At 63.3% G+C, this 22309-nt stretch carries 20 protein-coding genes; 13 read left to right on the forward strand and 7 right to left on the reverse strand.

Annotated elements, in window-relative coordinates:
• The first annotated feature begins 84 nt into the window (after window positions 1-84).
• The 4 genes from deoA (at window position 85) to RTQ46_RS19920 (ending at window position 3683) form a co-directional block, all read left to right on the forward strand.
• Window positions 85-1407, forward strand: a complete 1323-nt coding sequence (gene deoA / locus RTQ46_RS19905; protein WP_312439320.1) for a thymidine phosphorylase — start codon at window positions 85-87, stop codon at window positions 1405-1407.
• A 95-nt stretch (window positions 1408-1502) separates the two neighbouring features.
• Complete coding sequence (locus RTQ46_RS19910; RefSeq protein WP_312439321.1) at window positions 1503-1910, forward strand: cytidine deaminase; 408 nt, start codon at window positions 1503-1505, stop codon at window positions 1908-1910.
• A gap of 9 nt (window positions 1911-1919) precedes the next feature.
• Window positions 1920-3131, forward strand: coding sequence for a nucleoside deaminase (locus RTQ46_RS19915; protein WP_312439322.1), 1212 nt, complete (start codon window positions 1920-1922; stop codon window positions 3129-3131).
• Window positions 3132-3236: 105 nt separating this feature from the next.
• On the forward strand, window positions 3237-3683 hold the full coding sequence (locus RTQ46_RS19920; RefSeq protein ID WP_312439323.1) for a hypothetical protein: 447 nt from the start codon (window positions 3237-3239) through the stop codon (window positions 3681-3683).
• A 44-nt stretch (window positions 3684-3727) separates the two neighbouring features.
• On the opposite strand, the gene RTQ46_RS19925 is transcribed toward RTQ46_RS19920, so the two are convergent.
• The 4 genes from RTQ46_RS19925 to RTQ46_RS19940 all read right to left on the reverse strand — a co-directional run bounded on the left by RTQ46_RS19925 (window position 3728) and on the right by RTQ46_RS19940 (window position 6358).
• The gene (locus RTQ46_RS19925) at window positions 3728-4888 is read right to left on the reverse strand and encodes a membrane dipeptidase (RefSeq protein ID WP_312439324.1); all 1161 of its coding nucleotides are present in this window, start codon (window positions 4886-4888) and stop codon (window positions 3728-3730) included.
• An 11-nt stretch (window positions 4889-4899) separates the two neighbouring features.
• On the reverse strand, window positions 4900-5322 hold the full coding sequence (locus RTQ46_RS19930) for a VOC family protein (protein WP_312439325.1): 423 nt from the start codon (window positions 5320-5322) through the stop codon (window positions 4900-4902).
• Window positions 5323-5460: 138 nt separating this feature from the next.
• A complete protein-coding gene (locus tag RTQ46_RS19935; RefSeq protein ID WP_312439326.1) occupies window positions 5461-5727 on the reverse strand; it encodes a hypothetical protein in 267 nt (88 codons plus the stop codon).
• Between the two features lie 115 nt (window positions 5728-5842).
• The gene (locus RTQ46_RS19940) at window positions 5843-6358 is read right to left on the reverse strand and encodes a hypothetical protein (protein ID WP_409518356.1); all 516 of its coding nucleotides are present in this window, start codon (window positions 6356-6358) and stop codon (window positions 5843-5845) included.
• A 239-nt stretch (window positions 6359-6597) separates the two neighbouring features.
• On the opposite strand from RTQ46_RS19940, the gene RTQ46_RS19945 reads away from it, so the two are divergent.
• Window positions 6598-7551 carry a choice-of-anchor A family protein gene (locus tag RTQ46_RS19945; RefSeq protein ID WP_312439327.1) on the forward strand — a complete coding sequence of 318 codons (954 nt, stop codon included), beginning with the start codon at window positions 6598-6600 and terminating at the stop codon, window positions 7549-7551.
• A 31-nt stretch (window positions 7552-7582) separates the two neighbouring features.
• Here RTQ46_RS19945 and RTQ46_RS19950 read toward each other — a convergent pair whose 3' ends face one another.
• Together RTQ46_RS19950 and RTQ46_RS19955 are read right to left on the reverse strand one after the other, a co-directional pair.
• Complete coding sequence (locus tag RTQ46_RS19950) at window positions 7583-8284, reverse strand: TetR/AcrR family transcriptional regulator (protein ID WP_312439328.1); 702 nt, start codon at window positions 8282-8284, stop codon at window positions 7583-7585.
• Between the two features lie 10 nt (window positions 8285-8294).
• Window positions 8295-9776, reverse strand: a complete 1482-nt coding sequence (locus RTQ46_RS19955; RefSeq protein ID WP_312439329.1) for a PLP-dependent aminotransferase family protein — start codon at window positions 9774-9776, stop codon at window positions 8295-8297.
• Between the two features lie 206 nt (window positions 9777-9982).
• On the opposite strand from RTQ46_RS19955, the gene RTQ46_RS19960 reads away from it, so the two are divergent.
• From RTQ46_RS19960 to RTQ46_RS19995, 8 genes are all read left to right on the forward strand, one after another.
• Window positions 9983-11299: an aspartate aminotransferase family protein gene (locus tag RTQ46_RS19960; protein WP_312439330.1), complete on the forward strand. Its 1317-nt coding sequence runs from the start codon at window positions 9983-9985 to the stop codon at window positions 11297-11299.
• Window positions 11300-11398: 99 nt separating this feature from the next.
• On the forward strand, window positions 11399-12901 hold the full coding sequence (locus tag RTQ46_RS19965) for a CoA-acylating methylmalonate-semialdehyde dehydrogenase (RefSeq protein WP_312439331.1): 1503 nt from the start codon (window positions 11399-11401) through the stop codon (window positions 12899-12901).
• A 46-nt stretch (window positions 12902-12947) separates the two neighbouring features.
• Window positions 12948-14315, forward strand: a complete 1368-nt coding sequence (locus RTQ46_RS19970; RefSeq protein ID WP_312439332.1) for an NAD(P)-dependent oxidoreductase — start codon at window positions 12948-12950, stop codon at window positions 14313-14315.
• Window positions 14315-15595, forward strand: coding sequence for an NAD-dependent dihydropyrimidine dehydrogenase subunit PreA (preA, locus tag RTQ46_RS19975; protein WP_312439333.1), 1281 nt, complete (start codon window positions 14315-14317; stop codon window positions 15593-15595). The genes RTQ46_RS19970 and preA overlap by 1 nt, the downstream gene beginning before the upstream one ends.
• Before the next feature lie 132 nt (window positions 15596-15727).
• Complete coding sequence (locus RTQ46_RS19980) at window positions 15728-17212, forward strand: NCS1 family nucleobase:cation symporter-1 (RefSeq protein ID WP_312439334.1); 1485 nt, start codon at window positions 15728-15730, stop codon at window positions 17210-17212.
• Window positions 17213-17237: 25 nt separating this feature from the next.
• A complete protein-coding gene (gene hydA / locus RTQ46_RS19985; protein ID WP_312439335.1) occupies window positions 17238-18629 on the forward strand; it encodes a dihydropyrimidinase in 1392 nt (463 codons plus the stop codon).
• Window positions 18630-18643: 14 nt separating this feature from the next.
• A complete protein-coding gene (locus tag RTQ46_RS19990; protein WP_312439336.1) occupies window positions 18644-19879 on the forward strand; it encodes a Zn-dependent hydrolase in 1236 nt (411 codons plus the stop codon).
• Between the two features lie 24 nt (window positions 19880-19903).
• A complete protein-coding gene (locus tag RTQ46_RS19995; protein WP_312439337.1) occupies window positions 19904-21301 on the forward strand; it encodes a glycosyltransferase family 9 protein in 1398 nt (465 codons plus the stop codon).
• Here RTQ46_RS19995 and RTQ46_RS20000 read toward each other — a convergent pair.
• Window positions 21279-21866, reverse strand: a complete 588-nt coding sequence (locus RTQ46_RS20000; protein WP_312439338.1) for a hypothetical protein — start codon at window positions 21864-21866, stop codon at window positions 21279-21281. The two genes, RTQ46_RS19995 and RTQ46_RS20000, sit on opposite strands and share 23 nt — an antisense overlap.
• Window positions 21867-22309 lie beyond the last annotated feature (443 nt).

Consider the following 22309-nt stretch of genomic DNA (forward strand, 5'->3'; position numbering starts at 1 on the left):
GCCCGGTATTAACCCAACACCTTAAATGCCGGGGTCAGACCCGAAGGGTCTGACCCCGGTGTTAATTCTTACACGGGAATTTCAATGTTTCTAACCCAAGAAATCATCCGCAAGAAGCGCGACAAGGGCGTGCTGAGCGCCGAGGAAATCCAGTTTTTCGTGCGCGGCATTACGGATGGCAGCGTCAGCGAAGGGCAGATTGCCGCGCTGGGCATGGCGGTGTTTTTCAATGACATGAACATGGACGAGCGCGTGGCGTTCACGCTGGCGATGCGCGACTCCGGCCATGTGCTGGACTGGCGCGCGCTGAACCTGCCCGGTCCCGTGGTCGACAAGCATTCGACCGGCGGCGTGGGCGACGTGGTGTCGCTGTTGCTGGGGCCGATGGTCGCCGCCTGCGGCGGCTATGTGCCGATGATCTCGGGCCGCGGCCTGGGCCACACCGGCGGCACGCTGGACAAGTTCGACGCCATTCCCGGCTACTGCACCGTGCCGGACAACGAATTGTTCCGCAAGGTGGTGCAGGAGATCGGCGTGGCCATCATCGGCCAGACGGCGCAGCTGGCGCCGGCCGACAAGCGTTTCTACAGCATCCGCGACGTCACCGCCACGGTCGAATCGGTGGCCATGATCACCGGCTCGATCCTGTCGAAAAAACTGTCGGCCGGCCTCGATGCGCTGGTGATGGATGTGAAAGTGGGCAGCGGCGCGTTCATGCCGACCTACGACAAATCGGTGGAGCTGGCCGAGAGCATCGTTGCCGTCGGCAATGGCGCCGGCATGCAGACTTCCGCCATTCTGACCGACATGAACGAATCGCTGGCGCCGTACGCCGGCAATGCGCTCGAAGTGCGCGGCGCGATGGATTACCTGACGGGTCGCTCTCGCCCCGCGCGCCTGCACGAAGTGACGCTGGCGCTGTGCGCCGAGATGCTGGTGCTGGGCGGCCTGGCCGGAACCGAAGAAGAAGCCCGCGCCAGGCTCGAAGCGGTGCTGGCCTCGGGCGAAGCGGCCGAGCGTTTCTCGCGCATGGTGTCGGCCTTGGGTGGTCCTGCCGATCTGGTCGACAACCCGGACAAGCACCTGGAACAGGCGCCAGTGGTGGTGCCGGCGCCGGCGCTCACCGCCGGCTTTGCCAATGTGCGCGATTGCCGCGCGATTGGCCTGGCGGTAGTGGCGCTGGGCGGTGGCCGCCGCCGTCCGACCGACGAGATCGACTTTGCCGTCGGCCTGACGGAACTGGTCGGCCTGGGCGAGCAGGTGGCTGTCGGCCAGCCGCTGGCGATGGTGCACGCGCGCACGGAAGCGGCGGCGCAGCAGGCCGTCAGGGAAATCCAGCAGGCGTATGAGATCAGCCCGGTGGCGTTGACGGCCAATCCGGTGATTTATCGTACCATTCGTCCTTAAATACTTTTAACCCCAGAGGCAAACCCTGGGGTCGGACCCTCAGGGTCCGACCCCAGCCTTTGCGGTGGGGTTGATTTCAACTCATAAAGATAAAAATGAACAACCAGGAACTGATCGCCGAAGCCAACGCCGGCCGCGAACTGGCGTACGCGCCATACTCGCGCTTTCGCGTGGGCGCGGCGCTGCTGTGCAAGGACGGCCGCGTATTTCGTGGCTGTAATGTGGAAAACGCCGCCTATGGCCTGTGCAACTGCGCCGAGCGTACGGCGTTTTTCAGCGCGATTGCGCACGGCTGCAAGCCGGGCGACTTTGCAAAGCTGGCGGTGACCGGCGACACGGCCGAGCCGATCTCGCCGTGCGGCGCCTGCCGCCAGGTGATATTCGAACTCGGTGGCGCCGACCTGCCGGTGCTGCTGGCCAATGTGAAGAACGACATCATGGAAGTGACGGCCGGCTGGCTGCTGCCGCATGGTTTCGGCAACTCCGACCTGGACATGAAATAACGCCATCCCTTGAATAAAACCATCGATATCCAGGCCGCCGTGGCGATCGCCGCGGCCGAAGCGTTGGCGGCCAAGGCACAAGGCACGTTCGGTGTCGGCGGCGTGCTGCTCGATGGCGCCGGCAATGTGCTGCAGTCGATGCACAACAATGTCGTGCGTGACGGCCTGGTGTTCGATCCGACCGCGCATGGCGAGCGCCAGCTGGTCGACTGGTATTTTGCGCAGGCAGCCAAGGGCACGATCCTGCCGCCGCCACAGGAACTGACCATCGTCACCTCGCTCGACCCGTGCTGCATGTGCACGGGCGCGATCCTGGCGGCCGGTTTCAATGTGGTGGTGGCGGCGCCCGATGGCAATGCGGGCATCAATTACGACAACCAGGCCAGCTTTGCGGCCCTGCCGGCGGCGCTGCGCGGGCAGGCGGCCCGCAGCTTCTGTTATCCGGCCGTGCGCGGCGACACCCCATATGCGCGCGCCGCCTCGGGCGCGCCACCCAAATCCTTTTTTATCGGCAAGAGCATCAATGAAGCCACGCAGGCATTGTGCACGCTGGTGTTCGAATCGATGTCGGCGCAGGTGATGCAGCTGCTGCATGCCGGTGACGATGACGTGGCATGCGATCCGGCTACGTTGCCGGGCGACCATGCAGTGGTGCGCGCCTTGCGCCGCCATTTCCCGGACGCACTCAACTACCGCTGCGCGCCGCATGCGCCCGATGCGGGCCTGGCGCCGTTTTTGCTGGCCGCGATGGAACAGGACCGCCGCAACGGCGGTACAGGCGAGGCCGCCGCCTTGCTCGATTCCTTCGGCAACCTGTTGCTGTGCCTGCCAGGCCAGCAGGCGCAGTCGCTGATACGCACGCCGTTCATGGAATGCACGCGCCTGTATGCGCTGTTGCGCCATGAACTGATGGCGGGCGCCGATAGTGCGCAGCAGGAAGAATACAAACGTTATCTGGGCCACCCCAAGCACGGCACCTTCGTGCTGTCGGGCGCACCCGATGCCAGCGCCGCCGGTATCATGACGCTGGGCGCTTACGGCTCGACCATGGAAGGTGCGCTGCCCGACAACAACCCGGCGCAATTCCAGTATGTGCGGTCCGGCATGCCCGAGACGGACCTGCTGGCGCTGTGCGAAGCGCTGCCGCCGCTGTACAGCCAGCTGATCCGGATCCGGCCGCGCCAGGTGGCAGACCAGGCGCTGATCGCAGCGCTCGGTTAAGCGCCGTTATCGGGTAAATTTTTCGGCAGAAGTCACGCACGTTTTTACCAGTAACAACGGCTTGCCAGCTGGTAGCACCTTCAACGTACCGACATGTAAAGCCTCATGACCATGACAGCAGCTCTTCAAACAGATCGTGCATTCGCCATCAGGCTGCCAGTATGGCAAGCGCCCAATGACCACGTGCAGATGACCTTCGTGCGTGATGCGCTCAGAGCAGAGTTTCCCACTTGGACAAAGAACGCAAACTACTCCAAATATAATGGCGTCCTTGATTTCTCTTGTGTATGGGGGCTCCGGCTCGAGAGAAACAAGCACCTCCACTACTATGCAAACCGCGAGGAAGACGAATTTGTGTCCGTTTACTGGGTGGTTCCCGAGTCAAGTTGGCTGGAAAACCTGATAAAACAGAGAGACCTGGCGTCTCCTGGCTGGAGAAAGCATGACAGGAGCGATTACAAGCACTACATCATCCAAAGCAATGACCATTATGTAGAAATTATTGCTGGTGACGTGCATTTTTCAAAACGCCGCCCAAACTCCGGGCAGTGATCCGATGCTGCCTTGATGGCGGCGCTTTCCTGGGCGTCGCTCAGTCAGGCATCATCATCAGGCAGATTCTTCAGCAAAAAGTCGCGCACGTTTTCACCGGCGATGCGCCGTATCTGCGCCGGCGACAGCCCCGCGTCCAGCAGTGCCTGCGTCAGGCGCGGCAAGCCGGCCACGTCGATGGCGGTGGTGACGGCGCCGTCGAAGTCCGAACCATAGGCCACGTGTTCGACGCCGATCAGCGCCACCGTGTATTTGATCGCGCGCGCAATCGCCTGCACATCCTTGCCGCACACCGCCGTATTCCAGAAGCCAATGCCGACCAGCCCGCCTTGCGCGGCAATCCGTTTCAGCTGCGCATCGCCGAGGTTGCGGCCGTTGGCGCAGGTGCCGCGCACGCCCGTGTGCGACACCATCACCGGGCGTTTGGCAAGGCGCAACACCTCGTCGATGGTGGCGCTGGACGCATGCGCCAGGTCGACGATCATCTTGCGCTGTTCCATGGCGCGCAGCCAGTCGCGGCCCAGCGGCGTCAGGCCGCCTTTCTGCATGCCATGCTGCGAACCCGACAGTTCGGTATCGAAGAAATGCGTGGGCGCGGCCATGCGGTAGCCGGCGCGGTACAGCACATCGAGATTGCCGAGCTTGCCTTCGAGCGCATGCGCGCCTTCCAGGGTCAGCCAGCCGGCCATCAAGTGCTGGTTCTTGTCGCGCGCGGCGATAAAGCTGCGCAGCTGGGCGCGGCTGCCGATCACGCGCAGGGTTCCCTGGCTGTCGCCGGCCAGCTGGTGCAGCTGCTGCGCCTGGTAAGTGGCGCGCGCCAGCAGGCTGTTCCAGGTGGCTGGCGGCAGGCCCTGCGCCATCACCAGCGTGGTGATGTTGTCGCTGTCGCCATCGTTGCGGTTGATATTCATCTTGCGCGGTGTCTTGGTCACCGCCGAAAATGCCTGCAGCGCCACATTGCCTTGCGCCATGCGCGGCAGGTCGAGGTGGCCGTTGCCTTTCTCGCCCAGCTTGCGCTGCCACAGCAGGCTGTCCGCATGCAGGTCGGCGATCCACAGGCTGCGGTGCAGCGTCTGTGCCTGGCTCGATGGCGGCGCGGATGTGGCGGGATAGACCTGGTTGATGTTCTTGTCGACCAGTCCGGGAGCGGACAGGAAGCCGCCGATCAGGGCCAGGCTGGCGGCGGCGATGCTGCTGATAATCATGGTTCTCCGTTTCACCATGGGTCGTAAGTGCCCAGGCTCCAGATATGGCCTTCCGGATCGCGGCAGGTAAAGCCGCGTCCGCCGTAGTCTTCGTCCTTGATGTCGAGCACGATCTCGGCACCGGCTTCGAGCGCGCGCCTGTAGACGCGGTCGGCATCGTCGACCACCAGGTAGCAGCTCTGCGTGTTGGCGCCATGGAGTTCGCCAGGCTGCTTCATCAGGCGCCCATATTCGCTGTCGATCACCGAGGCCAGCATGATCATGCCATTGCCGAAGCTGAGCTGGGCATGCGCGATGCCGCCGTCATCGTCGGGCACGACCAGCTGTTGTTCAAATCCCAGTGCCTGGCACAGCCAGGCGATGGCTGCCGGTGCATCGTGGTAGCGCAGGCAGGGTATCGTGGTGGCCCTGGTGGCTTTTGCAGTAGTGGTCATGAGGAACTCCTGTGATGGGGATGGAGTAGCTTCGATCATCGATGGCCTGCGGCGTTCCCGCCACAGCCTGTCAGTGCCTGCCTGACTATAATCGAGGCTTGCCATCACGGCAAGAATGATTCCTCTGACCGTGCATTGCTATTGTGGCGGCTGCTCGGTTGCTGTTTTCTTGTTCCAGCCGAAACCGGCGCTGTTGTTCGCCCATTTCAGCAGCAGGAAAATCACGAACAGCGTCAGCACCAGCGGCAGGATGGTGATGAACAGGGCCAGGCCGATGGCGCAGGCCAGCAGCATGGGCCAGGACATGGCGCCCACTGCCTGTACGCCCTGGCGTGCCAGGCCGCACAGGCCTTGCCAGAAACTGTTGAAATCCGCATTGCCCGGTGCCGAATTGATGTCTTTCATGCCGTTCTCCTGTCATTGAATGATTGCACTGTAGCGTGATGCACACTGGCTGGCATCGGCGCTGCGACGAATTGCAGGATGGCCGGAATGAACGGCGGCAGGACGGGACAAACGGTTACTCGAAGACCTTCAGTTTCAGCTGGAAGCTGAGCGCGCCATACAGGCGATCCTTGTAGGAGGGAACGATGGCGATATTGACGCCCACCCGTTTGTATTCATAGCTGACAGTGGGAACCAGCGCCGGAAACCAGCCGCCGTCGCGCATCTTCGGATAACCGTTGAAGCCGCCGATCACGGCGCCCACGCGCACCGGCCCAACGTGGAAAGGCTGGTAATACACGCCCAGGTAATTCGAATAGGCGCGGTCGCTGTTGTAGAAGCGGCCAGCCGTGGCGGAGGCGACCGTGGAGAAGCGGTATTCGGCGCCCAGGCCCGGGTTGCCGTCATTCAGGTTCTTGTCGCGCTGGAAATGATAGGAATAAAAACCCGCGTTCAGCCAGGTTTCGCTGAGCGGCTCGTTGGCGATCATGCCGACGGTCTGGGCTTGCGCCATCGATGACGATGCCAGTACTGCCGCGCAAGCTGCCTTGCGCAGCATCGATGAGCGGCTTGCCGCTGACAACTGTTTCATGCCTGTCCTCTGTTGGTTAAGTGTGCAGCGCGTCATGCTATCACCGGAAGATTGTTCGTTGGGAAATTCATTCATGGCTGCCGCATGCCAGCGATGCGAGCGGCACGTAGGCACAACTCCGGAAGTTGCTTTATGGAACATAAATATTATTTATTTATTACAATTTTTATGTTTGCGCGACAAGTAAATCCGTTGGATATGATATTCTGCAGGTAAGTTAATGATGAATTTGGAAATATATGCTGAAGCTGTCAAACATACCTGTCCTGTTATTGTCCACCGTCTTTGCCACGGGCGTTGCCCAGGCTGACGTGCTGGACCTGTCCGCTCTGGTAGGCAAGGCGAACCTGTATTCCCTCAGCAATATCGCCGTCGGCAACAACAGCATTGCCGGCGGTATTGCTGCGGTCGGTGATATTTCCGGCAGTTCCTACGCGATAGGCAGCGGTGCTTACGGCAATTATTCCGTGATTGCTGGCGGAAATTTCAGCTATTCGAATGGCACCCTGGCTGGCGGCTACTATGCTGCCGGCGCCACCACCATCGCCCCGAATACCAATCTGTCGACGACGCCGGCATCGGCTGCGCCAGCGATCTCGTTTGCCACTACCTCGGCCAATGTCAGCGCCACGTCGAGCGCCATCGGCACACTGGCAAGCACCGGCAAGGTCACGTCCAATCCGTGGTATGCACCGGAAGTGACGCTGTCGAGCGGCGCCGGCGGCGCCAAATCGGTGGAAGTATTCACCATGAAAGCCAGCGATTTTGCGTCGATCACGAACCTGAAGTCCGCGCTCGACAGCAGCGTGACCAAGACCGTGATTTTCAACCTGAGCGGTAATGCAAACTGGGGCAACATGGGCATGGGCGTGCTCAATGACTACAACGTGCTGTTCAACTTTACCGATGCCGGCAGCGTCACGTTCAACAGCATCGATGTGCTGGGCAGCGTGCTGGCGCCCAACGCCGTCATCAGCGGCAGCAATGGCAATATCCTTGGCACCGTGGTGGCCGGCGACTGGAACGCCAATTTGACGCTCGGCAATAGCAAGGCGTTTGCCGCCACCGACGTGGCCGGGTTTGCCGCTGCCGTCTCGCCGGTGCCGGAACCGGAAACCTGGGCCATGCTGCTGGCCGGCCTGGGCCTGGCCGGTTTCGCCGCGCGCCGCCGCAAGAACAAGGCAGCCGCGTAAGCCTGACGCTGCCGCTACACGAAACCGCCGCTCACGGCGGTTTTTTTTCGCCTGCCGCCGTTACCGATACCGATGCGGGCAGCGCCACCGCCGCCAGCACCATCTGCGTGATCAGTTGCTCGCCTTCGTCGAAATCGCGGCGCAGCAGCTGCTTGCGTTCGAGCACCAAGGTCATCTGCGCGGCAAAATCGGCATACGACTGCGTCATGGCCCAGATGACAAACATCAGGTGGGTGGCGTTGACGGGGGCGATCCTGCCAGCGGCGATCCAGCGCTCGAACACGGCGATATCCTTGTGCAGCAGCGGCACCACTCTGCTGCGTATCTGCGCGCCATACAGCGGCGCGCCATTGATCACTTCCAGCGCATACACGCGCGAGGCCCACGGCTGCTCGCGCGAAAAACGCAGCTTGGCGCTGATATAGGCGCGCAGCACGTCGCCCGGCTCGTCGTCTTCATTGGCCAGCAGGTCCATGCGCGCCAGCCAGTCGTCGAGCACATCGTCGAGCACGCGCTGGTACAGCTGCTGCTTGGACGGAAAGTAATACATCAGGTTCTGCTTCGACAGGCCCGCCCGTTCGGCAATGGTGGCGATCGACGCCCCTTCGTAGCCGCTTTCGGCGAACACGCGCACGGCTTGCGCCAGGATGTCGGCCTCCAGGCGGTCGCGGTTTTGCAGGCGCCGCCCGCTGGCGCTTTTCGTCAGGGGGGCAGGGGATTTGTCGCTGGCCATGGTGGGGTCTCTAGCGTGGGCGTATCGATTGCAGGAATGCCTGCAGCACGGGGCTATCGGTATAAGCGACATTGAAGCGGAACCATACGGTTTCCGGCGCGCGCAGCATGAAAAATTCGTTCGGCGACAGCAGAATGCCGGCCTTTAACGCCATGTCGGCCACCAGCTTGCCGTTCCACTGCGGCGTCTGGATATCGGGCCAGCCGGCGCTGACGAACATGCCGCCGCGCGGGCGCGCCACGGGCGCCATGCCGGCCTGCGCCAGGCAGTCGATGCTGCGCTCGCGGCCCGCATCAAGCTGCGCCACCAGGCGCTCGATCATGCGCTTGTAGGGGCGCGCCGAAATCGCATGGTAGACGGCGCGCTCGTTGATCTCCGAGGTGGTCAGCCCGGCCAGCATTTTCACGCGCACCAGTTCGGCCACCAGCGGCGGCGAGGCGCAGATCGAGCCCACGCGCAGCACCGGCGACAGCGTCTTGGAAAAACTGCCGACGCGGATCACGCGGCGCAAGCCGTCCATCGCCGCCAGCGATGGATGGCTTGCGCCACGCGCGGCCAGCTCGCGGTAGATATCGTCTTCCACCAGCCAGAAATCGAACTGCTCGGCCAGCGCCAGCAGGCGGTGCGTTTGCGCCTGGCTGAGCGAGGTGCCGAGCGGGTTTTGCAGCACCGTGTTGACGAACATGATTTTGGGCTGGGTGCGCGCCGCTTCAGCGGCGAGCGCATCGAGATCGAGGCCCGCCTCGCCGCGCGCGATGCCCACCGGGATGCAGCCGTGGTGGCGGATCAGCGACTGCAGGTTGCTGTAGCCGGGGTCTTCCACCAGTACCGTGTCGCCGGGCTTGGTCAGGCTGCGCAGGATCAAATCAAAAGCATGCGTGGCGCCATGGGTCAGCAGCACCTGGTCCGGCTCGACCTGGAACAGTTCGTCGGACAGGGTCGCGGCCAGGTGCTGGCGCAGCGACGGAAAGCCCAGTGGATGGCCATAGCCGCGCAGCCGGCTGGCCGGAATGCGCATGGCCTGGCGCACGGCGTCGAGGATGGTCGCCTCGCCATACATCTCGGGCGGCAGCCAGCCGGCGCCGACGGGCAGCGCATCGGACACGCCCGAATACAGGTCGGGCGCCAGCGCATCGATGGCGACGGGGCTGGCGCTGGTTTGCGCAGATACCTGTGGCAACGCGGTCACATCGTGGCGCGCGACAAAATAGCCGGAACCGCGCCGCGACGACAGCAGCCCCAGGTTGACCAGCCGGTCATACGATTCGACCACGGTAAACGTCGACACGCCATTGCATTTCGCAAACTGGCGTACCGACGGCATCCTGGTGCCGATGCGCAGGGCGCGGCTGCCCACCATCACGCTGATGGCGATCACGATCTGCTCGACCAGGCCGCCCTTCTTGTGGCGTCCGATTTCCAGCACCGGCCAGCCTGTGCCTTGTTCCGGCGCATCGTTTTCATGCGCGTCCTGTTTTACATTGTGCGTCAAAGGTGGCTCCTGCCTGGCTTCCTGGCTGACTGCGCAAACTGTAGTGGTTTTTCGACCTGTACGGTTGGGATGCCGTGCCCCTTGTGTATCTGTGCTTATCGGGGATGGCCTGCCTATTATTACATCAGCTTTTTGCCAACTGGTAAATTATTTTACGCGCCGTCAAAAACACACAAACGGCTGGTCAGCACTCCCGGGAGAAATTCATGAACGAAAACAGGCCGGAATCGATGTCGGCATTCTGGATGCCGTTTACCAATAACCGCGACTTCAAGGCCAATCCGCGCCTCTTGGTCTCGGCCGAAGGCATGCACTACAAGGATGTCGACGGCAACCGCATCCTGGACGGCACGGCCGGCCTGTGGTGCGTGCCGTGCGGCCATGCGCAGCCGAAGATCGTCGGCGCCATCCGCGAGATGGTGGGCCAGCTCGATTTTGCGCCCACCTTCCAGATGGGCCATCCGGCAGCGTTCGAACTGGCCGAAAAACTGATGGACTACACGGGCCATAAATTCGGCCATGTGTTCTATACGAACTCCGGTTCAGAAGCCGTCGACACGGCCCTGAAAATCGCGCTGGCCTATCACAAGGCACGTGGCGAGGGCGGGCGCACGCGCCTGATCGGCCGCGAGCGCGGCTACCACGGCGTGGGCTTTGGCGGCATTTCCGTCGGCGGCATCGCCGGCAACCGCAAGACCTTCGGCCCCATGTTGCCCGGCGTCGACCATCTGCCGCACACGCACAACCTGGAAAAGAACGCCTATACGGTAGGCGAACCCGAATACGGCACCCACCTGGCCGAGGAACTCGAACGAATTGTCGCGCTGCATGACGCGTCGACGATTGCTGCCGTGATCGTCGAACCGGTGGCCGGCTCCACCGGCGTGCTGATCCCGCCGAAAGGCTATCTGAAACGGCTGCGCGAACTGTGCACCAAACACGGCATCCTGCTGATTTTCGACGAAGTGATCACCGGCTTTGGCCGCATGACGACGCCATTCGCCGCCGACTATTTCGAAGTCGAGCCGGACCTGATGACGACCGCCAAGGGGCTCACCAACGGCATGGTGCCGATGGGCGCCGTGTTCAGCAAAAAATACATCCATGACGCCTTCATGGACGCGCCACCCGGCATCGAACTGTTCCACGGCTATACGTATTCCGGCCACCCGCTGGCCTGCGCCGCCTCGCTGGCCACGCTGCAGGTGTTCGAAGAGCAGGACATCCTCGGCCACGCGAAAAGCATGCAGGGCTACTGGCAGGACGCGGTCCATTCCCTGAAAGGGCTGCCGCATGTGATCGACCTGCGCAGCATCGGCCTGATCGCCGGCATCGAGCTCGAACCGATCGCCGGCAAGCCTGGCACGCGCGCGTTTGCCGCCTTCAAGCAGGCGTTTGCCGATGGCGTCTTGATCCGCACTACCGGCGACATCATCGCCCTGTCGCCGCCACTGGTGCTGGAAAAACAGCATATCGACGAGCTGTTCGGCAAGCTGGCGACGGTACTGAAAAATCTCGATTGAACGGCAAACCCAAAACAAAAGCCGGGGCCGGACCCTGAGGGACTCGGCGTCCCCGTCCGACCCCAGTCTTTGCCGCTGGGTTTAAAAAATGGATAAACAATGACCAACCTCGACACCATCACCCACTATATCAACGGCGCCAAAGTCGACACGGCCAGCGGCCGCTACGGCGACGTCTACAATCCCGCCCTGGGCGAACCGGTCGCCCGCGTCGCGCTCGGCACCGTTGAAGACGTCGATATGGCCGTGCAGGCCGCCGCCGCTGCCTTTCCTTCGTGGTCGGCCACGCCGCCCTTGACGCGTGCGCGCGTGCTGTTTCGCTACCTGCAGCTGTGCCAGCAGCACACCGATGAATTTGCCGCCATGCTCACGCGCGAACACGGCAAGACCTTTGCCGACGCGCAGGGCGAGGTGGCGCGCGGCATCGAGATGGTGGAATTTGCGGTCGGCATACCGCAATTGCTGAAAGGCGAATTCACGGACCAGATTTCGCGCGGCATCGACGCCTGGTCGATGCGCCAGGCGCTCGGCGTGGTGGCCGGCATCACGCCATTCAACTTCCCCGTGATGGTGCCGATGTGGATGTTTCCGGTGGCGATTGCCTGCGGCAATACGTTTGTCCTGAAGCCCTCCGAACGCGATCCGTCGGCCTCCTTGCTGCACGCGAAACTGCTGAAAGAAGCGGGCCTGCCCGATGGCGTCTTCAACGTGGTGCAGGGCGACAAGGTCACGGTCGATGCCCTGCTCGACCATCCGCTGGTGCAGGCCATCAGCTTTGTCGGATCGACGCCGATTGCCGAATATATCTATGCGCGCGGCAGCGCCAGCGGCAAGCGCGTGCAGGCCCTGGGCGGCGCAAAAAACCATATGGTGGTGATGCCCGACGCCGACATGGACATGACGGTCGATGCGCTGATCGGCGCCGCCTACGGTTCGGCCGGCGAGCGCTGCATGGCCATTTCCGTGGTGGTGGCGGTGGGCGATGCTGGCGACAAATTGATCGGTGCACTGGCAACGCGCACGGCCGCACTGAAAGTGCGCGACGGCATGGAGCATGGTGCGGAAATGGGGCCGGTGGTGTCTTTCGCTGCCAAGCAGCGCATCGAAAAGCTGATCGGCGAAGGCGTGGAGCAGGGCGCCACGCTGATGGTCGATGGCCGCAACCATGTGGTGGCCGGGCGCGAAAACGGCTTCTTCGTCGGCGGCACTTTGTTCGACCATGTGACGCCCGACATGAGCATCTACAAGGAAGAAATTTTCGGCCCCGTGCTGTGCGTGCTGCGCGCGCCCGACGTGGTGCATGCGGTGGACCTGATCAACGCCAACGAGTATGGCAATGGCGTGGCGATCTACACGCGCGACGGCGGCGTGGCGCGCGAATTCGTGCGCCAGATCCAGGTCGGCATGGTAGGCGTCAACGTGCCGCTGCCGGTACCGATGGCGTTCAACAGTTTCGGCGGCTGGAAGCGCAGCATGTTCGGCGACCATCATGCCTACGGCCCCGAAGGCGTGCGTTTCTACACGCGCCACAAGGCCGTGATGCAGCGCTGGCCCAATACCGCCAGCGCTGGTGTGGAATTTGCTTTTCCCCAGATGAAGTAAGGGCGTCAACTCCACCATTCACCGTAGCGAAGAAGAGGAAAGCGTGATGATCGAATCCCTGAACTACCTGCCGCATGCGGCCCTGCCCAGTGCCGAGCTGGCGGGCCACTTTACCGACCTGGCGCCACCGCTGACGGCGCGCCAGGCCGCCATCGAAAGCGCGCGCTGCCTGTATTGCTACGATGCGCCGTGCAGCCGCATCTGTCCGTCCGAAATCGATGTGGCCAGCTTTATCCGCAATATCCACGACAAGAACATCAACGGCGCCGCCGCCGGCATCTTGAAGAGCAATATCCTGGGCGGCAGCTGCGCGCGCGTCTGTCCCACCGAGATCCTGTGCGAGGACGTCTGCGTGCGCAACCATGACGCCGAAGGCCAGCCCGTGAAGATCGGCCTGCTGCAGCGCTATGCGACCGACCACATGCACTTTGCCAGCCACCCGTTCAAGCGGGCGCCTGCCACCGGCAAGACCATTGCCATCGTCGGCGCCGGGCCGGCCGGCCTGTCGTGCGCGCATCGCCTGGCCATGCTGGGCCATGACGTGGTGATCTTTGAAAAGGAAAGCAAGGCGGGCGGCCTGAATGAATACGGCATCGCCAAATACAAGCTGACGCAGGATTTCGCGCAGCGCGAAGTGGAATTTTTGCTTGGCATCGGCGGCATCACCATCCGATGTAGCCAGGTGTTGGGCGAGAACCTGCAGTTGCGCGAGCTGCATGCGCAGTACGACGCCGTGTTCCTGGGCCTGGGCCTGGGCGCCAGCCGCAAGCTGGGGCTGACGGGCGAAGACGCGCCGGGTTTGCTGGCGGCGGTCGACTATATCAGCGCGCTGCGCCAGGCCGACGACCTGGCCGCGCTGCCCGTGCCGAAGCGCGCCATCGTGATCGGCGCCGGCAACACGGCGATCGACATGGCGGTGCAGATCCAGCGACTGGGCGCCGAAGAAGTCACCTTGGTGTACCGCCGCGGCTTCGACGCCATGACGGCCACCCACCATGAGCAGGAGATCGCCAAGGCCAACCAGGTACGCATGCTGACCTGGGCCCAGCCGCAGCAGGTGCTGCTCGACGCCGCCGGAAAAGTGGCCGGCATGCGCTTCGAAAAAACCGCGCTGGAAGGCACGCGTTTGATGGGCACCGGCGAGACGTTCGACGTGGCGGCCGACGCTATCTTCAAGGCCATCGGCCAGAGCTTCGACACGCAAGTGCTGGCCGATCCGATGGCGGCATTGCTGCAGCGCGAGGGTGACAAGATTGCCGTCGACGCCGGCTTTCGCACCGTGCTGCCCGGCATCTATGCGGGCGGCGACTGCGTGGCGCCGGGGCAGGACCTGACGGTGCAAGCCGTCCAGCATGGCAAGCTGGCCGCACTGGCCATCCATCGTGACATCTTGAATAAAGTGGAGGCTGCATAATGGCTGATCTCGGCATCGAATTTTGCGGCATCAAATCGCCGAACCCCTTCTGGCTGGCCTCCGCGCCGCCGACCGACAAGGCCTACAACGTGGTGCGTGCATTTGAAGCAGGGTGGGGCGGCGTGGTGTGGAAGACGCTCGGTGAGGACCCGGCCGCCGTCAACGTCTCGTCGCGCTATTCCGCCCTGTATGGCAAGAACCGCGAAGTAGTGGGCTTCAACAATATCGAACTGATTACCGACCGTTCGCTGGAAATCAACCTGCGCGAGATCACGCAGGTGAAAAAAGACTGGCCCGACCGCGCCATGATCGTCTCGCTGATGCTGCCGTGCGAAGAGCACTACTGGGCCGATATCCTGCCGAAAGTCGAAGCGACCGGCGCGGACGGCATCGAGCTCAATTTCGGCTGCCCGCACGGCATGCCGGAGCGCGGCATGGGTGCCGCTGTCGGCCAGGTACCCGAGTACGTGCAGATGGTCACCGCCTGGTGCAAGAAGCACAGCCGGCTGCCGGTGATCGTCAAGCTCACGCCCAATATCACCGACGTGCGCATGCCGGCGCGCGCGGCCAAGGCCGGCGGCGCGGACGCCGTCTCGCTGATCAACACCATCAACTCGATCACCTCGCTGGACCTGGACCGCATGGTGGCCTTGCCGATCGTCGGCGGCGCCAGCACCCACGGTGGTTACTGTGGCGCGGCCGTCAAGCCGATTGCGCTCAACATGGTGGCCGAAATCGCCCGCGATCCGCTCACGCATGGCCTGCCGATTTCCGGCATCGGCGGCATCGGCAACTGGCGCGATGCGGCGGAATTCCTGGCACTGGGCGCCGGCTGCGTGCAGGTGTGCACGGCCGCCATGCTGCATGGCTTTCGCATCGTCGAAGAGATGAAGGACGGCCTGTCGCGCTGGATGGACGAGAAGGGCTATGAGCGCATCAGCGACTTTTCCGGCAAGGCCGTGGCCAACACGACCGACTGGAAATACCTGGACATGAACTACCAGGTGATCGCGCAGATCGACCAGGACGCCTGCATCAAATGCGGCAAGTGCTACGTGGCCTGCGAAGACACCTCGCACCAGTCGATCGCGCAGCTGATCGACGCGGCCGGCACGCGCACCTATGAAGTAATCAGGGAGGAATGCGTGGGCTGCAACCTGTGCGAAATCACCTGTCCGGTGCAGGGCTGCATCACGATGGTGCCGCAGGCCACGGGCAAGCCGTACATGAACTGGACCCAGGATCCACGTAATCCGCGGGCGGTGTTGGAAACAGCGTAGGGCATGCTTCTTGCGTGTTTATTTTATAAACATTCGGCCGCCTTTGCGGTAAGCTAGAACGCCGCTGTTTCCACTTTGCCGTATCCCTTGCGCCTGCCCGGCGCAAGCGGCCCAACCGATGGAGAATACCCTGTGAACCACGACTATTCAGGCAACACGCAGCTCTGGAACGAAGACCTGGCGCCCACCACGGCGGCTCAGCGTACCTGGCGCTGGTATCACTTCGCCGCGCTGTGGGTCGGCATGGTGATGTGCATTCCCGCCTATACGCTATCGGCCAGCCTGATCGACAGCGGCATGTCCGGCTACCAGGCCGTGCTGACGGTGTTCCTGGCCAACGCCATCGTGCTGCTGCCGATGCTGCTGATCGGCCATGCGGGCACCAAGTACGGCATCCCGTATGCGGTGCTGGCCCGTTCCTCGTTCGGCACCACGGGGGCGCGGCTGCCGGCGCTGATGCGGGCGATCGTTGCCTGCGGCTGGTATGGCATCCAGACCTGGTTCGGCGGCCAGATGATCTACACGCTGATGGGCGTGCTGCTGGGCCATGAGCTGGGCGGCGAGAAGATCGCGGGCCTGGGCATCAACGGCAGCCAGCTGCTGTGTTTTCTCGCCTTCTGGGCCATCCAGTTCTACTACATCCTGCACGGCATGGAAGCGATCCGCAAGCTCGAAACATATACCGCGCCCTTGAAAATCCTGATCTGCTTCGTGCTGCTGTACTGGGTGCACAGCAAGGCCGGCGGCGTGGGCAGCCTGCTCGACCAGCCATCGCAATTCATTGAAGGCGGCAAGAAGGCCGGCCAGTTCTGGGTCGTGTTCTGGCCCTCGCTGACCGCCATGGTGGGCTTCTGGGCCACGCTGGCGCTGAATATCCCCGACTTCACGCGCTTTGCCAAAACCCAGCGCGACCAGATCATCGGCCAGTCGGTCGGCCTGCCGGTGCCGATGGGCCTCTTGGCGATGCTGGCCGTGATCGTGACCGCCGGCTCGGTCGTCATGTACGGCAAGGCCATCTGGGACCCGGTCGATCTGGCCAGCCGCATGACGGGCGCCGCCGTGCTGATCGCGCTGATCATCCTGCTGATCGATACCGTCAGCGTCAACCTGGCGGCCAACCTGGTGGGGCCTGCGTATGACTTTTCCTCGCTGGCGCCCAAACAGATTTCGTACAAGATGGGCGGCTATATCACGGCCTTTATCGCGATTGTGATGATGCCGTGGAAGGTGCTCGAATCGACGCAGGGCTATATCTTCACCTGGCTGATCGGCTACTCGGCGCTGCTGGGCCCTATCGCCGGCATCCTGATCGTCGACTACTACTTTGTGCGCAAGACCGAGCTCGATGTGAAGCAGCTGTACCGCGACGATGGCGTGTACTCGTACGGCAATGGCTGGAACATGGCCGCGCTGGTGGCGTTCGTCATCGCCGTGCTGCCGAATATTCCGGGCTTCCTGAACGCCGCTTTCCCCACCGCCTTCCCCGGCGTGGGCGAAGGATTCAAAACCATCTATACCTACGCCTGGTTTGTCGGCGTGGCGATTGCCGCCGTGGTCTACGGCGCCATGATGAAGGGCAAGGCGCCGGCGCGCCTGTCGCAGGCGCCGCTGGCGTAATTCATTTAAAAGAGGAGACAGCATTATGAGCACTCTTATCCGTGGCGGCACCGTCGTCAATGCCGACCGCGCCTTCCGCGCCGATGTGCTGATCGAGGGCGATCTGATCGCCGCCGTCGGCGAGCATCTTGCTGTCCCCCCTGGCTCCACCGTGATCGACGCGGATGGCCTGTACGTAATGCCGGGCGGGATCGACACGCATACGCACATGAATCTGCCGTTCATGGGCACGGTCACGTCCGACGACTTTTTCACGGGCACGGCGGCAGGCCTGGCCGGCGGCACCACCACCATCATGGACTTCGTGATTCCGGCGCCGAAGCAGTCGCTGATCGAGGCCTATCACCAGTGGCGCGAATGGTCGTCGAAGGCAGCCGGCGACTACACGTTTCACGTGGCAATCACCTGGTGGAGCGAGCAGGTACATGAGGAGATGGGCACGCTGGTGCGCGAGCATGGCGTAAACAGTTTCAAGCACTTCATGGCCTACAAGAACGCCATCATGGCTGACGATGAAACCCTCATCAAGAGCTTTACCCGCTCGCTGGAACTGGGCGCGCTGCCCACCGTGCATGCGGAAAACGGCGAACTGGTCTACCAGCTGCAGCAGGACCTGCTGAAAAGGGGCATCACGGGGCCGCAGGCCCATCCGCTGTCGCGCCCGCCGGCGGTGGAAGCGGAAGCGGCCAACCGCGCCATCGCGATCGCCAATGTGCTTAACACGCCCGTATATATCGTGCACGTGTCGTGCGCCGAATCGCTGGACGCCATCACCCGCGCGCGCGCCAATGGCCAGCGCGTGTATGGCGAGGCGCTGGCCGGCCACCTGGTGATCGACGACAGCGTCTACCAGAGCGACGATTTCGACTACGTGGCCGGCCACGTCATGAGCCCGCCGTTTCGCGGCAAGCACCATCAAACTGCGCTGTGGCATGGCCTGCAAAGCGGCAACCTGCATACCACCGCCACCGACCACTGCACGTTTTGCGCCGAACAGAAGGCAGCCGGCAAGGACGACTTCACGCGCATCCCGAACGGCTGCGGCGGCGTCGAGGAACGCATGGCCGTGGTGTGGGATGCGGGCGTCAATTCCGGCACCCTCACGCCGTCCGAATTCGTCAAGGTCTCCTCGACCAATGCGGCGCAGATCTTCAATATCTATCCGCGCAAGGGCGTGATCGCGGCCGGCAGCGACGCCGATATCGTGCTGTGGGACCCGCAGGCCTCGCGCACGATTTCGGCCGCCACCCAGTTTGCCAAAGGCGGCTTCAATGTCTTCGAAGGGCGCACCGTGCGCGGCATTCCCGTCACCACGATTGCCGCCGGCAAAGTGGTGTTCCACCAGGGCGAACTGATGGCAGTCGAGGGCGCGGGGCGCTATATCGAACGCCCGGCTTTTTCCGCTGCCACCGTATAACGAAGGAGTGATTGATGACTGAACCGCGTATCAATGGCGAACGCCTGTGGGACTCCCTGATGGAGCTGGCGCAGATCGGCGCCACGGCCAAGGGCGGCGTCAAGCGCCTGGCGCTGACGGACCTCGATAAGGAAGGACGCGACCTGGTGGTGCGCTGGGGCCGCGAAGCCGGCATGAGCATCACCATCGACCAGATCGGCAATGTCTTCATGCGCCGCGACGGCGTTGACAATACGCTGCCGCCGGTGATGACGGGCAGCCATATCGACACCCAGCCCACGGGCGGCAAGTTCGATGGCAACTACGGCGTGCTGGCCGGCCTGGAAGTGGTGCGCACCCTGAACGACCTGCAGCTCAGGACGCAGGCGCCGATCGAGGTCGCGTTCTGGACCAATGAAGAAGGTTCGCGCTTCGTGCCCGTGATGATGGGCTCGGGCGTGTTCTGCGGCGCGTTTTCGCTCGAAACGGCGTATGCGGCGAAAGACACGGAAGGCAGGACGGTCGGCGAGGAACTCGAGCGTATCGGCTACAAAGGCCCGCAGGTGCCGGGTGACCATCCGATCGGCGCCTATTTCGAAACGCATATCGAGCAGGGCCCCGTGCTGGAAGACGCCGACATCGTTATCGGCGTGGTGCCGGCCGTGATGGGCTTGCGCTGGTACGACTGCACGGTGAACGGCATGGAAGCGCATGCGGGTCCCACGCCGATGGCCTTGCGCAAGGATGCGCTGCAGGTGGCGACCACCATCATGCAGGAAGTCGTGGCCATTGCCCACCGCTATCCGCCCTACGGCCGCGGCACGGTCGGCATGGTGCAGGTGTTCCCGAACAGCCGCAACGTGATTCCCGGCGAAGTGAAATTCAGCATCGACCTGCGCAATGTGAATGACGAACTGCTCGATACCATGGACGCGGACATCCGCGCCTTTATCGGGCGCACGCAGGCGGCCACCGGCCTTGGCATCATGCTGGAACAGGTGTCGTATTTCGCGCCGACGCCGTTCCACCCGGACTGCGTGGGCGCCGTGCGCAACGCCACCGAAAAACTCGGCTACTCGGTGATGGACGTGGTGTCCGGCGCCGGCCATGACGCCATCTATGCGGCGCGCCTGGCGCCGGCCGGCATGATTTTCGTGCCGTGCAAGGACGGCATCAGCCACAATGAAATCGAGGACGCCAAGCCCGAGCACCTGACTGCCGGCTGCAATGTGCTGTTGCTGGCCATGCTGGAGCGGGCGGTCGCACTCTAACCTTGGCGGTGCTATGCTGGCGCCATGATTTCCATTGACGCCAACTCGCAGTCCGCTGCCGCGCACGCCCGGCGCGGCGGCGAGCTGCTGGCTGCCGGCGACGCGCCAGGGGCGGAAGCGGCCTTCCAGCTGGCCTTGCAGTCGGACCCCGATCACGTGTTCGCGCTGGCTAACCTGGCCTGGATGCGCGAGCGGGAAGGCTTGCCGGAGGCGGCCGAGTCGTACTACCTGCGCGCGCTGGCGCAGTCGCCCGACGATGTGCACCTGCTGCAGAACCTGGGCGCGCTGCTGATGCAACTGCGCCGCCCCGTGGAGGCCGAGCGCATCGACCGGCGCGTGCTGGCGCTGGCGCCCGACCTGCCTTCCGCCTGGTCCAATCTCGGTGCGCTGCTGGCCGCGCTGCAGCGCGAAACCCAGGCCGAACGCTGTTACCGCCATGCGATTGCGCTCGATGACAGCTACCTGAACGCCCGCTACAATCTGTCCTACCTGCTGCTGCGCCAGGGCCGCTTCCCTGAAGGCTGGCGGATGCTCGAAGCGCGCCCGCAGCCGACTGCCTTTGGCGCCTATTTCCGCTTTCCCCGCTGGCAGGGCGAATCGCTGGCTGGCAAATCCGTCTTGATCTGTCCCGAAGCCGGCATGGGCGACATGCTGCTTTTGTGCCGCTATGCGTCCGTGCTGCGCCAGCGGGGCGCCAGCCGCGTGTCCATCCTGTGCCATGCGCCGCTCAAGACCTTGCTGCAGACTCTGCGCGATATCGACGGCGTGATCGCGATTGGCGAAGCCGTGCCGGACGATGGCTGGGATTGCTGGGTGCCGGTACTGAGCCTGCCTGGCTTGTCTGGCACCACGCTGGAAACCATCCCGTGCTCCACCGCGTATCTGCGCGCGCAGACGCCGGCGGTGCAGGACTGGGCCGCACGCCTTCCGCCAGCCAGGCTGCGCGTGGGACTGGCTTGGAAAGGCAATGCGCAATTTGAAAACGACGATGCGCGTTCGCTGGCCGCGCTCGATGCGCTGGCGCCTTTGGGCGCGGTGGAAGGCGCGCAGTTTGTCAGCCTGCAGAAAGGGGCCGGGGAAGACGAGACCTGCGCCGCATTGCCGCTGGTGGCCGGCGGCGCGGCGCTGGCCGATATGGCCGATACGGCGGCGCTGATCGCCAACCTCGACCTGGTGATCAGCGTCGACACGGCCGTGGCGCACCTGGCCGGCGCGCTCGGCAAGCCCTGCTGGCTGCTGCTGCCCGACTACCTGCCGGACTGGCGCTGGCTGGCGGGCCGCCTCGACAGCCCGTGGTACCCGGCCATGCGCCTGTTCCGCCAGCCGTCCATCGGCGGCTGGCAGCCGCTGATCGGCCAGGTCGCCGATGCACTGGCGCGCGAGGCGGCCGAAAAAGCCGTCAGAACTGATAGGCCAGGTTGAGCGACAGCGCCGAGACGTCGGCGTCCTGCGCCACGCCGGCGTGCTTCGGCTTGTATTTCTCGGAGCTCAGGCGCAGGGTGCTCCATAGCCTTGGCGTCAATGCATAGCCGATCTCGAAAGCACCGCCGACGGCGTTCTTGAAGCGGATGCTCTGCTGATCGCCGTCGAGGTCGGTCTTGACCTTCGGCGACACCACGTAACTGACGCCCACGCCGAAACGTATGGTTTCCAGGCCCGTGTAGTAGATCATGCCTTCGACGGGAATCCGCGAAAACTTCGCGCTGCCATTCGAGCCGGCGCGCGGGTCGTAATGGTAGTTGACCAGCGCCGTGGCCTGTACCGGATACTGGCTGGACTGCCACGAGACGCCGCCGCCTACCTTGTAGCGGCCGCCGCCGCGAAACGTGACGGGATTGCCGGCTGGCGTGGTGGCGACCTGCCAGTCGTCGCCGCTGTAGCTGACACCCGCGCTGACGACCGGACTGAAACCATCTGCGGCGATGGCGGCGCCGCCGGCCAGCAAACCGGCCAGCGCGACCACATACTGCATGAAACGTGTATTCAAGACGAACTCCATATCGGTTGATTGTCGCTCACGATAGCTTAAAAATCGCCGCCATGCATACCGTCGCGAACAGTACTGCCATCCGGATGTTCACGCCGTCATTGGAAGGCACCAGCAGCACGCTCAAGTTGTAAAGCGGCTGTTGCGCGCATCGACATGGCAACGTAATTTCAGTGCCGAATGTGGAGTACAGGTATCCGCTCTTGGTTTGCCTGGCCTGCACGAGACGCACCTAGACAAAATGGCGAAGGCGATTTCGTACTGGGCCGTCGATCCGAGCGGGGGAATATCGGGCTTCGCGACTTTGCGCTGACGTGATGAGAGTCAGTCTTGTTTGGAGAGGCAATTCCGGTTTTTGAAAATGACGCCGACCGGTTGCTGCCATCGATAAGGACGCTGGAGCTGTTGGTTACGGTGCTAGTGTGCAATTTGTCAGCCTGCAA

Origin of the sequence: Janthinobacterium sp. (assembly GCF_031995485.1) — a bacterium.
Classification (GTDB): Bacteria; Pseudomonadota; Gammaproteobacteria; order Burkholderiales; family Burkholderiaceae_D; genus Janthinobacterium.